We start from the raw sequence: 13,104 nt of genomic DNA, 5'->3' as shown, positions 1-13,104 counted from the left end.
CACCCTTGACTATCCGTGTTCTTGCAGGTTGTTGGCAGACAAGCCAGAATAAGCGGAAGTCTGCCGTTTGACAGCTTCGGCGGAGAGCGTGATTTTTCTTTCATCATACCGTTACGCCTTATGATTTCTTCATTTTACGGCGTTTGTAAAGATATGTTCCAGCCAATCCACCAGCAGACGCAAGCAACATCACGATAAAAGCCATTACATTTGTACTGTCGCCCGTTTTGGGACTGTCGCTAGGTCTGTTAGGCTTTTCTGGTGTCGGTGGTGTTTCGGGTTCTTCTGGGACTTCGGGTTTTTCCTTAAAGGTAATCGTCTGTCCCTTGTCCTCAATATCCTTATGCTCGGTAACTTTCTTCGGTTCGTCTGGATTGCTCAAATCGTACAATTCTTCAAAAGTTACAAGCTGTTTGCCGTCAAGAGAAGTAGCGTCAAAGGTAAAGGCAACTTCCACTTTCGTAGTTTCGCTGTCAGCGGTAAACGTATAATCACTTTCCACACGCTTTCCATTGATAAGAAGCTCTGCATTTTCTTCTTTCAACATCTGCCAACCCACAAGTTTGTACTGTGTACCGACTTCTAAGCCCTCTAAGGTTACGGTATCAATGATTGTTACCTCTTTTCCAGCTTCAAGCTCTTTGTTGCCGTCCTTGTCGGTAGCAGTCGTATGAATTTTGATGATACGCTCTGTGATAAGTACCGTCTGCCCGTCGTCCGCAATGTCCTTGTGTTCTGCAACTTTCACGGGTTCGTCTGGATTGCTTAAATCATACAATTCTTCAAAGGTAACAAGGTTCTTGCCACCTAAAGCAGACGCATTGAATGTATAGGAAATTTCCACTTTCATTTCTTCATCATCAGCGACAAAGGTATAATCGTTTTCTACACGTTTCCCGTTAATGATAAGTTCGGCGTTTTCTTCCTTTAACATCTGCCAGCCTTTGAGCTGATATTTTGTGCCTTTTGTAAGTCCGTCTAATTTGACAGTATCAACGATTGTAACCTCTTTTCCTGCAAGGATAGTCTTTTCGCCGTCCTTGCTGGTCGCTGTGGTATGGATAGAGATTTCTTTTTCGTATTCATCAGTCAGCGTTCCTAAATCAATCACAAGATTATTTCTTGATACCACGATTTCAAAAGGTGGGATAAGTTCAAAACCTTTGTTACTGTCGCAACGCATTTCTTCAATGATGTAGGTATCATAAGGCAACGCACCCTTGCTGTCGTCTGGTTCAGAAGTTCCAAACCACACACCGTCCTCGCTGGTCTTGCCTGCGTTAGTATTGTGCTTATGAGAAGCCCAGTCAGCAGAAGTGGAGAATTGCCCGTTATCATCAGTTACTACAACATGACTTTCCCCAGTCGTCTTGCTTGTGATCCTAAACGGAACATCAGCAAGACGCTTGTGTGTACCTGCACCGATTTTTACACCCTCAATATCTCCACGCTTAATCTGATTATAGATAGAATGGGCTTCGTCGGTTAAGTCCACGATTTTTCCATTTTCTGTGATTGCAAAATCAATCGGTTTTGCACCGTCAGTTAAGTAACCGTTGGGAGCTTCACCTTCAACGATACGGAATTTTCCATAAGGTAAGAGGTCAGAAGAAGTAGAAGCGATACCCTCAATATCTGTACGAATAGTTTTTACGACTTCATTTTTCTTGTATAGCTTGCCCTCAACCAAAACAGAATTATCATTTAAGGAAATGATGTCAAAAGCAGTATCTTTCAAAATGGCACTTCCTTGTGGCTTTGTATCGCCCGTTTCTAAATCTCGTTTCTGAATTTTTACACCGCCACGGATAACCTTGTCAGATACGGAAAACTGGTTACTTCCAGTTAATACGGCAAGGTCGCCGTCCTCGGTAATCTGTGTTACATATAAGCCCTTAATCTGTTCGGACTTATCGCCAGCCTGCATATATGCACCGTCTAACAAGTAGCCGTTTGGAGCTTTTGTTTCCTCAACAGTTAGCGTTCCAAGTGGAAGAACCGCTTTACCGTCCTGCATATAGAAGCTGTCGCCAGATACCTTGTATGCGTCCGCTAATTTTGTGATGTAATGAGTTGTCCCATTGCTGTCTGTTTCAGCGATTGTCTTTGTAACCCATGTACGAGTAGCTTCGGCAGGGAGATTGTCTTTGTTATAGAAGCCAGCATAATACTTCCATGTAAATTCCGCACCTGCTAAAGAAGCGTTCCCCTGCGGATTGTCTTTCTGTGTTTCCATATCAATCTTGAAAAGCTCAATCAAAGTGTCCGTTACTTTCGGTGTATCTGATACTTTCAAGGTTGCTGTCTTTCCAACTTCAACCTTTAAAGAATATACAGTTTTATCCACTTTATATCCTGCTGGTGCGGATAATTCCTTGATATAGACTGTGCCTGCTTTTACCTCTACAATATCTGTATTTCCGTTTTCATCAGTCGTAAGGGTGGCAAGCTGTTTCGTGCAGTCCTTATCAGAAAAGACACCATAGGTCGCACCTGCAATAGAGTAATTCCCGTTACCGTCTGTAATGCTGGTATTACTGGAAACCTTTTGCAGTTTCGTATTTCCGACATTCAGTTTCGCCCAGAATTGTCCCAATTCCTGCCCCTCGCCAGAGTAGATATAACCGCCACATTCATAGCGTTCTTTATTTTCTTTGACAAAGGCTCTTGCACCAGAGAAAACTTCGTCCTGCGTAGCCTTTGGTATTTCATCATAAGAAGCTCGCACGTTATCACATTGCCAGCCAAGATGTACGCTCAATCTCTGCCAGACAACACATTGTTCCAACAGATAGACTTGTTTATAGTTCAATTCCTTGTGAGCTTCGCCATACTGTTTGACATACTCTAAGGATAACGCCACATTTGAAATCTGGTCGGCACTCATGCGTGAGCTTGCGTCAGCTCTGGTCTTGTAGCCATTCTTAAAATCTGTATTGATGTCAATACAATAGGCAGTTTCGCCCTCGACTTTCATATAGCCCTCATTGAATGTCGAACCGATAGAACCGTCATTCATTACTTTTTCAATGATACCGACACGCTCTGCACTTTCCGTCCAGTATTGCTTGCTTTCTGCATGAACGGGTGTAGTCGGTAAAGCAGTAACGACAGTCGCAAGAGCTAAAAAGCCCGTACACAATCGTTTCCATGTCTTTTTCATAGTTTAATGCTCCTTTCATTTTTGGTAATAAAATAGCCGTCCAATAAGAACGGCTGGAAATAGAAAAGGAACGTCATTTTAGGCGTTCCATAGTCTATAAGTTATTCAATTTTTTCTTGTTTCAATACTGATGTGCTGTACCATATCTTTGCATATCTAGGAAAACTTGCGTATCAAGGCTCATTCGTTAGTAGTAAATAAGTAGTAAATTGATGTGTTTGTTTCCTTGAAAATGCTGATAGATACTGTGTTTTAGCGGATAATCAGATTTTTATTGTGTTTTTACCTTACATATTCCAGACTTTATGGTTTGTGGATGATACCGCCATCGCACCCGCTGACAATGCTCCCATCACGTCTTCTTTATCTGTGATCAGCCCTCCTGCAATGATGGGTACTTTTACCGAATGACTAATCTGTGCAATGATCTTAGGCATCACTCCCGGAAGTACCTCGATAAAATCCGGTTTTATCATGTGCTGCTGTTGTCTGATATTTTCAAATGCCATTGAATCCAGTAAGAAAACACGGAGTACTGTATACATAGACATTTCTTTTGCTTTTTTGATCAGTGATGGCTTCGTGGAAATGATTCCATCCGCTTCAGTCTGCTCCTTAATAAATTCAACTGCAATCTCCTTTGGACTTAAACCACTGATGAGATCCATATGCACCATCGCGATCTTACCTGCATCCCGTATCGTCTTTACAATTGAGCCAATAGAACAGACATCCCCGAATAAAATAAAAATGACTCTGATATCATCATGTTTACAGCATTCCTCCACATCTTCCATACTTTTTACTGCTGCAATAATTGGATTATCCTCAACTGCTTCATAAAAATTCTGATTCATGCTTTCCCCTTCCCAGATACCTTTTTCCTATTTCATATGTATACAACTGATGATCATCTCATGACGTTTTTGCATTGCAGTTTTAATATAACATAAAAAAGAGCGACAATACCAACGGCTTCATCGGCCGTTCTATTCGCTCTCCTGTCATTGCTCTCTTATTGAACTGTCTGCATCATATCATAATGCACAATGCAATGCAATACTTTCTTGATGTTATTTATCATTTTTGTTTGTGTTTTACAGTTTTTTCTATATATTATTGTATATAATACACAATTTTGTTTCATTTTCTTATATATCTTTGTTATATTTTTATCAATGTATCATATTTCGTTTCATTCCACCTGAAAATCATCCAAAGCAGACTTCTTCCCTGTCATTTTCCCCCGTGTGTCAGGATGCCCCGCCCAGACTTTCTAACTTTTCCTCACATTCCTGCGCCGTGCGTGCTCCCATGCCTAAATCCATACCAAAGATTCCATATTCGTCTCCTGCTGAAAGTCCGGCGATCTTAATGTCTCCATCTTTATTATCCTGAAATAGCAACGTAATACAGGTAGAATTGCCCGGTATCACATTGTATCTCTGATAGATTCTGACCGTAACATCCATTCCCTTGGACGTCATGCTGTATTCATCCCGGAAATCTAATTTATGCTTTCCTTCTTTCAACAGCATATCTGTATTTTGGATCACATCCTTCAAATTACCATGAACTACCTTCTCAAATACAGCCATATGACACGCCTCCCCCACAATGTTTTTCCTGCGCAGCTACTATTTAAAACTGATTTATAACAATTTTACATCATTGATTTTGTAACGTCAATTACGCCGCCAGCACTTCAAGCACCGCCTCCGCCAGCTTTTTATGACCTTCCTCATTCAGATGTTCCCTGTCCTCTTTACTCGGCTCAGCCACATCGGATGCTGCAAGGAAATCACAGCCATATTTTTGTGCCACTTTCTGATAAACTGCTTTCAACCCCTTCGATACCTCCACGGACTTTTCATTAAACTCAGGATCATACCCCTGCTCCCAGACACCTTCCCCAAGCTGTATCGGAGAGATCAGTAAGATCCTGATATTCTTATCTGCCTTGCGGATCTGCTCCACCAGACGCTCCACGCCAAGACCGATCACCTCCGCAGAAGCATTGTAAAATGTCTTGCAGTCATTCGTTCCAAGCATTAAAACAACGCGGTCCACCGGCGCATGGCTCTCCAAAAGAGTCGGCAAAAACGCTGCACCTTTTCTGCCCTCGCGCAGCTCATCCTCAAAAACTGTCGTCCTGCCGCACAGTCCTTCCTCAATGATGCGGCAGCCTTTTCCATATAACTGCTGTTCGATCAGCCCTGTCCATCTTGTATCTCTGCCGTAGCGGTTTTTCGTTCCCGGTATCAATCCATAAGTATTGGAATCTCCAAAGCATAATATTTCTTTCACACTAGTCTCCTTTTCTCCGCCGTTCTGCCGCGGATCCAGTTTTTATATTAAATATGTTTCATCTTTATCTTTTTATTTCCTATTATGTTAATATGAATACTATGTTTTGTCAATAAAAAAATTGCTAAAGACAGAAAACCCTATCCTTAACAGGGATAGAAAACCCTATCCTTAACAGGATAGGGTTACAAATCCAACATTTACCAGACAGATCAGTACCAGCAGTGTCACTGCCAGCTTTCCGCCCGTCTGTTTTATTTTTTCTTCCACTGCATCTGCCATGCGGTAAATACAGAACATTGTCACAAACAACATTATAAAATACAACGTAATATAAACCCGCTCACCGGAAACATAGATCGTCGCCATAAATCCTAAGATCATACCGGCACCGAATCCGCATCCAAGCATAAGCAGTGCATAAATGTACTCCAGCGGCCGCTCCCCTAAAATGATCCAGAGTGCATATAACATCGTCGCCACCGTGACTGCAAGATACACCATCGGAAGCCAGGTAGAAAGCGCACCCCAGCTCCACTCCGTGATCTGCTCCGGCATAACAAACAGACCGGACAAACCCGGATAGGCGGTGCGCAATGCTGTCTGTCCAAATAAGATCAGAACCGGCAGTGCAGAAATGAGTGTCTTTTTATAATCATCTGTTTTCACATAGACAAGCATTGCAAGTACAAGCGTCACTGTCAGAAATACAGCATCGCAGTTTGCAATAAATACACGCTCGATACTGAGCAGGCCAAGATACAGTTTATCTCCAAATCCGTATGTCTCAAAAATCGGGAGATCCGCAATACTGACCGCATTGCGCCCGGCATTTCCCGGACAGAGCAGGATCGAGATCAGCGTCACCACATTGACAAGCACCATCCCTGCCAGATAAAAGCGGTTTCCCCGGATCACTTTCCGATCCGCCAGATCACTCCCTGCAGAATCCTGCATCAAAGATTCCTTCCGGTGTTTTCCGATGACCATGTAGATGCCATACAGAACAAAAACCACAAACAGAATTACCGCCACCTGTTCATGACTGCTTGCGATCAGGCAGACCAGCACGCCCGCAATGCCTTCCATTATTCCGATTTTCTTATGTACCAGCATTTTTTTGAGAAGGACTCCGACAAAGAACATCCCCCATACCGGCCAGAAATAATTCACGGTGGTGGTAATCCAGCCGGCGGTCCCCATATCATGAAACGGATATAAAAGAATTGCCGCTGCCGCGCACCAGTTCATCCACTTTCCACCGCCAAATATCTTTGAAAGCAATACCGGGAAAGAAATAAAGAGCGCCAGATCAATAAGCCGCCACAAAAGCGGATACTTTATGATCTCTACCAGTAAAAACTCGATCACGAACCGGGATGTCCACGTCTCGTAACGCAAGATCAGATAATTCCACAATCCAAGTTCAGATGTCGCCTGTGAAAAGAAAACATCATCTCCCGCCATCGTCCGGATTCGCAGGTGATAAATAATCCCCACAAACGCCACCATGAAAAAAGGATTTAACTGACGCAGATCTGCCCGGACTTTATTCTGATTTTCCACGCATCCGGCTCCTATTCCTCAAACATATCGTCCATCTTTGTTCCGCAGTTGCTGCAGAACGCTGCTCCCTGCGGCATTTTGGCACCACATTTCGGACATTCTGTGGCTCCCTGAAGCTTAAATACTTCTGCACGCATACGCTCGATCTCTCCGAGTGCCTCCGTAATCAGGAAAAAGTGCTCCTGTTCCGGTGTCTTTTCTTCGGTTTCCGCATTTTCCTCATCTTTGTGTTTCTCATAATATGCTTTTCCAAGTTCCGCATACTGTTTTTCCACGAAATCCTCTTTGGATCTAATATCCATCTTTAACTTTGCGATCTCAGACACATCCTTGGCCTTCTGCCCAACATCCTTACCCGCACTCACGATCGTCTCACTTAACTTATCAAAAAACTCCATACTGTGTTACCTCCCTAAACTTTCATCTAGTTAATCTCCCAGGCAATTATATTTTTATTATACTCTTTTGCCCAGAACTCTTCAATAAACATATTTGTCAAAACTCTGCTTTTGAAGCCCACCTGTTACTGTTCACACATACTGTGTGAGCAGTAACGATTACAGCCCATTTTAAATGCATCTTCGATGCATGGGGCTGTAATCTGGCATGATATAGTCTTTGGCGCACAGCTTGACAGCAAGTGTCAAGCTTGCGAGTGAACAGTAACGCCCACCTATCTCATACAGATATACACCAGGTATGCTGCATATAATGCAAGCAGCACCACACCTTCTTTTTTCTCTATATGAAGCCTGCTCCATGCAAACACCCATACAAGAATGCTTACCAGCACCAAAAGTATACTGTCCACCACATTTTCCATAATAAACGCTACCGGACTTATCGCTGCTGTCACTCCCAGAATAAACAGAATATTAAAAATATTTGATCCGATCACATTTCCAAATGCCATATCAACTTCATTTTTTCTTGCAGCTACCACAGAGGTGACAAATTCCGGCAGGCTGGTTCCCATTGCAACGATCGTAAGTCCAATCAGATTCTGGCTTAACCCGGCTTTTACGGCAATCGCTGACGCACCATCTACAACAAAATCCCCGCCAAATTTAATAGCCACTGCACCACCCACAATATATAATGCACATTTCCATGCAGGATAAATTTTATATTCACCGGAAGGATCTTCTGCTTCTGCCGATGCCGCATGCGCTTTTAATGCTGACCGTACCATCCATACCAAAAATCCAATAAAAAGAAGTAACAATATCACACCATCTGTTCTTCCTATCTCCATGCCGGAAATTCCCAGAACAAACAAAAACACCGCGCACAGAACAGAAACTGGTATTTCTTTTTTTAATGTATCTTTCTGTACGATCAGCGGTGCAAATAATGCACATGCCCCGCATACAAGCATTAAATTAAATAGGTTAGAGCCAATCACATTGCTGACTGCCAATGCATTATTTCCGGCAACGGAAGCTGTTACACTAACAGCAAGTTCCGGCAGGCTCGTCCCCATTGCAACGATCGTGAGTCCGACAATCATAGACGGAATCCGCAGAGTCCTTGCAACGGAAGAACTTCCCTCAACAAAAAAATCTGCACCTTTAATCAATAAAACAAATCCCACCAGTAATAAAACTATTGACTGCATCATCGCCACCATACACATTTCCTCCTTCGTTTTTCCTGTTATTTATAAAATACCCAGATGTGTCAAAAGAATTCTCACCCCGAGCAGAACTAAGATCAGTCCACCAACAAACTCTGCTTTCTTTTCGTACTTGTTTCCGAAAAAGTTTCCGACATAAACCCCACCAATAGAAATAACAAAGGTAGTGATTCCGATCACCGTGATCGCCTCTACGATCGGGTAATCCAAAAACGCAAATGTGATCCCGACTGCAAGCGCATCAATACTTGTCGCAACGGCAAGTACAAACATCTCTTTTAAATCGAGTGGTGCATCCATTTCTTTTACTTCATCGTCTTCCTTATCCGGCTTCACGGATTCCACGATCATTTTTCCACCAATAATTCCAAGTAATATAAATGCGATCCAGTGATCGATGCTTGTGATATACTTTTCAAACTGACTTCCTAAAAGCCATCCGACAAATGGCATCAATGCCTGAAATCCTCCGAAAAATAACCCGATCACAAGTGCCTGTTTTTTGTTGACCTTTCGCATCCCGAGTCCTTTGCAGATCGACACTGCAAATGCATCCATGGACAGCCCGACTCCCATCAGAAACAATTCAATAAAAATCGCCATCTTTTTTCACCGCTTTCTTTTTGTATCAGACATTTTCCGTGATATTTCCGCAGTTATTTTGTACTGTATGCGCCATTTCTGCAGTGATTTCCAATTTCCCTCATGTTTTTACTGATAATATTTATCTGTTAAATATGTCAAAAAAAGAGACTCCACGTATATTCCTGTACCGGATATCCTCGCAGATATCCCTACAAAAATATACATGAGTCTCATTCTTTAAGATTTGCCAGGTTCTTTTCGTGTGTGCCCACCAAAAGAAACCGGTATGTTGACAAACCACGCGATCACGCGAACTACTCCCTCACGGTTTCACAGACTGCTTCCCTTACAAACCAGCCTGTGCTTATCATAAGTTTTTCACTTATGCCAAACGCTGTTTTCACATCATATCTTATGCACCATGATTTGTCAATCAATGTTTTAATAAAAATACATTACCTTATGCAGCCCATGCTTTTTTAATCAGCCAAGCAATTCAAGAATCTCTTCTTTTGTGAAGCTTGCAGAATCCATTCCTTCGCCCTCGAGCACCTGCTCGGCAAGTTTCTTTTTCCGCTCCTGGATATCGATGATCTTCTCCTCGATCGTTCCCTCTGCCACAAGTTTGTATACCGTCACGACATGCTTCTGTCCGATACGGTGCGCACGGTCTGTCGCCTGGTTCTGCACGGCAACATTCCACCACGGATCGTAGTGGATGACGATGTCCGCGGAGGTAAGGTTTAATCCGGTTCCACCCGCCTTTAAGCTGATACAGAATACCGGAACATCATCGTTATTAAAACTTTCCACCATCTGCATACGTTTTTCCTTATTTACAGAACCGGTCAGAAGATAGTAGTCGATTCCTTCTTTTTTCAGGCGCTCTGTCAGACGGTCTAACATGGATGTAAACTGCGAGAACAGAAGGATCTTGTGTCCTGCTCCGACTGCGTTTACGATCAATTCCATACACATGTCGGTCTTTGCGGATTCTCCATGGTAATCTTCCAGTAAAAGTCCCGGATCACAGCAGAGCTGACGCAGTTTGGTAAGTTCGGAAAGGATCTGCATCCTGCCTTTATGGAACTCTTTCTCATTCTGCTGGCTAAGCATTTCCTTCATCCTGGTCGCATAAGCATCATATAACTGCATCTGTTCGCCATCGAGTCTTGCGAATACATTTTCTTCGATCTTCTCCGGAAGGTCTTTTAACACATCCCCTTTCAGACGTCTTAAAATAAACGGACGGATCATGCGCTGTAAACGCTCCATCTTGTTTGCATCCTGATTCACAGCGATCGGAAGCTCGATCTCCTCCCGGAACTTCTGATAGGTATACAAAAATCCCGGCATCAGATAATCAAAAATACTCCAGAGCTCACTGAGTCTGTTTTCGATCGGTGTTCCGGTCAATGCCAGCTTGAATGCCGCAGTGATCTTTTTGACACCTTTTGCCGCCTGTGTGGACGGGTTCTTGATATACTGTGCCTCATCGATGACCTGAATCGCAAATACAAACTTCTGGTACACTTCGGCATCACGTTTTAACAGATCATACGAAGTAATAAGGATTTCTCCCTCTTTGCTGTGACGGATGATCGACGCACGATCCGGTACACTTCCGGCAACAATGACTGTTTTTAACTGTGGTGCAAAGCGTGTGATCTCTTTCTGCCAGTTGTAGACCAGAGATGCCGGACACACGATCAGGGAACGGCGCAGTTCCTTTTCCCCAGCCTGCATTTCTTGCTGTTCTGCCGTTAAAAGGCTGATGACCTGAAGCGTCTTTCCAAGTCCCATATCATCGGCTAAAATACCGCCGAATCCATTCTCACGCAGCGTCTTTAACCACAGGAATCCATTCTTCTGGTAACTTCTCATAATAGAATTCAGCGCTTCCGGCACTTCATAGTCACTGTCCTCGATCGTCTTCATGTTGCGGACCATGCCCTTGAACTCTTTATTTTTCTCGATCGAGAGAAGCTGATTGTTCTTTAATGCCGCGTCCAGATACATTGCGCGGTATTTTGGTACAATTAAAGTGCCTTTTTTGAGATTTGTCTCCGTCAGGCGCAGATCCTCGCTGACTTCCGCCAACGTACTTAAACCGTCCTCTTCAATATTTAAAAAGTCGCCGTTTTTCAAACGGATATACTTCTTTTTCCTGTCATATTTTGAGAGCAGGTAGGCAAGTTCCTCCCGTGACATCTCATCGGAATGAATTTTTAATTCCAGAAGATCACTTTTTAACGAGATACCCACGGAAACGGCCGGGGAAGATACCACCTTTAAATTGCGGAAATTTTCCGTTGTATAAATGGTCATAAATTCACCCAGTCTTCTCAATCCACCTGAAACTAACTGATACAACATCTCCTCATTGTTCTTCAGCACAAAGACTGTCTGGGACAGCGCATATTCATTGAAATACGGTTCCACAAGATTTTTGATGCGGAGTTCCTCTGCGAGATCGCGCACTTCACCCGGTGCGATCTTCTCGAGGACATTATATTTATCATCCCCGTAAGCTGCCATCAGTTTTGCACCTACCGTATTCATATCCTGTCTGTCTAAATAAAGTTCAAACTCAGGTTTCGGCGGCACATAAAGGCTCTCATCAAATCCTGCCTCTTTTTCCACTTTAAAATATTTTTTCAGTAATGGAAGCAGGTCGCGGCAGAACATGGCAAGCTCATCTGCAGCGATATAAGTCTGTCCTCCGGTCTGGCGGTGCAGAAATTCAAAAAATTCTCCGACCGTTTCTTTCATTCCTGCCGGACTGCGGTAGATCATATCCGCGTCATAGAAATAAAAATATTTTTCACCGATGATCACAGAATCATCTTCCAGCATCAGAAAGATACCGGAACCGCCCTGACGGATAACCAGCTTCGGACGCTTTTCTTCCGGTGAAAATGTATAGGTATCCTCCGGTAAAAATCCTACCTCTGCCTCAAACGGCATATCCCCGACTGCCTCAAAAAAACGGTCGATCCCCACACTGTCTAACTCCATCGTGCGTTCATAACTGCCCGTATACGCATAATATGCATGGAACTGGCTCTGACGTCTTTTATCCATCTCCTGCTGTTCCATAAATGCAATCATACGTTTTGCAGATTCCGTAAATGCATCCAGATGATGATAAAACTCCAGTTTTTTACCGTAACGGACTTTTTCATTGATTTTAATCGAGTGTAAAAATGCAGAAATATTTTTGAGTACATATTTCTGCTCCATTCCAATCTTAAATTCCACCGTGGCATAACTGTATTCCATCTTGAAATAAGGCTCTAACTCCACCTTGCCGTAAATATTTTCCGGTAAAAGATAGGTGGAACCTGCACGCATGGAATAACGGTTTAACAGATTTTTTAATGAAGTATCCGTTTTTAACTCTTTTTCCGTGCGGATGTTCTTCTGCTCTGTCTTCTCGCTTACTCCAAGTTTTGCATTTAAGATATCTTTCGCCTGTCTGCGGTTCACATAGGCAAGCGCAACGGCAACACAGTGCTTGCAGATGCCCTCATAGTTGCAAAACGCCTCACAGTTGCAGCGGCTCTCTGAAACTTCCGCATATTCTTCATCTATCACAAGCCGGACATCGTAGTGATCCTCGACTGTTCCTTTTACTCTTCCAATTAATTCTGCCTTTGGAACGCCATCTTCCGTGTATACGTCATAGGAAAATTCCTGCACGAGTCCCCGCTCATACAATTCCTTTCCCCGGCGGTATGCTGCCGGATATGCTTCCTGCTTAATGTCTGATATGGAAAACATGATTGCTGTGCTCCTCAATAGTATATTTTTTGCATCTTTTTATTGTAACATAAATTTGAGGATT

General features: G+C 43.1%; 9 protein-coding genes. All 9 read right to left on the bottom strand.

From position 1 onward, the window contains the following. Positions 1-118: 118 nt before the first annotated feature. Complete coding sequence (locus RIL182_RS00445; protein WP_006857114.1) at positions 119-3,163, bottom strand: SrtB-anchored collagen-binding adhesin; 3,045 nt, start codon at positions 3,161-3,163, stop codon at positions 119-121. A gap of 287 nt (positions 3,164-3,450) precedes the next feature. After that, positions 3,451-4,020 carry a glycerol-3-phosphate responsive antiterminator gene (locus tag RIL182_RS00440; RefSeq protein WP_006857115.1) on the bottom strand — a complete coding sequence of 190 codons (570 nt, stop codon included), beginning with the start codon at positions 4,018-4,020 and terminating at the stop codon, positions 3,451-3,453. 396 nt (positions 4,021-4,416) lie between these two features. Next, positions 4,417-4,761 carry a DUF6054 family protein gene (locus RIL182_RS00435; protein ID WP_006857116.1) on the bottom strand — a complete coding sequence of 115 codons (345 nt, stop codon included), beginning with the start codon at positions 4,759-4,761 and terminating at the stop codon, positions 4,417-4,419. Positions 4,762-4,852: 91 nt separating this feature from the next. After that, positions 4,853-5,470, bottom strand: a complete 618-nt coding sequence (locus RIL182_RS00430) for an SGNH/GDSL hydrolase family protein (protein WP_134522970.1) — start codon at positions 5,468-5,470, stop codon at positions 4,853-4,855. A 171-nt stretch (positions 5,471-5,641) separates the two neighbouring features. After that, positions 5,642-7,036 (bottom strand): hypothetical protein, encoded by a 1,395-nt coding sequence (locus RIL182_RS00425; RefSeq protein WP_006857118.1) that lies wholly within the window; start codon positions 7,034-7,036, stop codon positions 5,642-5,644. Between the two features lie 11 nt (positions 7,037-7,047). Next, on the bottom strand, positions 7,048-7,434 hold the full coding sequence (locus tag RIL182_RS00420; RefSeq protein WP_006857119.1) for a zinc ribbon domain-containing protein: 387 nt from the start codon (positions 7,432-7,434) through the stop codon (positions 7,048-7,050). Between the two features lie 275 nt (positions 7,435-7,709). Next, positions 7,710-8,666 carry a calcium/sodium antiporter gene (locus RIL182_RS00415; RefSeq protein ID WP_006857120.1) on the bottom strand — a complete coding sequence of 319 codons (957 nt, stop codon included), beginning with the start codon at positions 8,664-8,666 and terminating at the stop codon, positions 7,710-7,712. Positions 8,667-8,696: 30 nt separating this feature from the next. Continuing rightward, complete coding sequence (locus RIL182_RS00410) at positions 8,697-9,275, bottom strand: manganese efflux pump MntP (RefSeq protein ID WP_006857121.1); 579 nt, start codon at positions 9,273-9,275, stop codon at positions 8,697-8,699. 465 nt (positions 9,276-9,740) lie between these two features. Next, on the bottom strand, positions 9,741-13,040 hold the full coding sequence (locus tag RIL182_RS00405) for a DEAD/DEAH box helicase (RefSeq protein ID WP_006857122.1): 3,300 nt from the start codon (positions 13,038-13,040) through the stop codon (positions 9,741-9,743). Positions 13,041-13,104: the final 64 nt, after the last annotated feature.

This window comes from Roseburia intestinalis L1-82 (assembly GCF_900537995.1).
Taxonomy (GTDB): Bacteria; Bacillota; Clostridia; order Lachnospirales; family Lachnospiraceae; genus Roseburia; species Roseburia intestinalis.
Note: the sequence above shows the minus strand (reverse complement) of the source record. Positions and strands in the feature narration are given on the sequence as shown.

Bases quoted from the DNA above. Each gene is read 5' to 3' on its own strand.
- RIL182_RS00445 (WP_006857114.1), bottom strand. From the start codon at position 3,163: ATGAAAAAGACATGGAAACGATTGTGTACGGGCTTTTTAGCTCTTGCG.
- RIL182_RS00440 (WP_006857115.1), bottom strand. From the start codon at position 4,020: ATGAATCAGAATTTTTATGAAGCAGTTGAGGATAATCCAATTATTGCA.
- RIL182_RS00435 (WP_006857116.1), bottom strand. From the start codon at position 4,761: ATGGCTGTATTTGAGAAGGTAGTTCATGGTAATTTGAAGGATGTGATC.
- RIL182_RS00420 (WP_006857119.1), bottom strand. From the start codon at position 7,434: ATGGAGTTTTTTGATAAGTTAAGTGAGACGATCGTGAGTGCGGGTAAG.
- RIL182_RS00415 (WP_006857120.1), bottom strand. From the start codon at position 8,666: ATGGTGGCGATGATGCAGTCAATAGTTTTATTACTGGTGGGATTTGTT.
- RIL182_RS00410 (WP_006857121.1), bottom strand. From the start codon at position 9,275: ATGGCGATTTTTATTGAATTGTTTCTGATGGGAGTCGGGCTGTCCATG.
- RIL182_RS00405 (WP_006857122.1), bottom strand. From the start codon at position 13,040: ATGTTTTCCATATCAGACATTAAGCAGGAAGCATATCCGGCAGCATAC.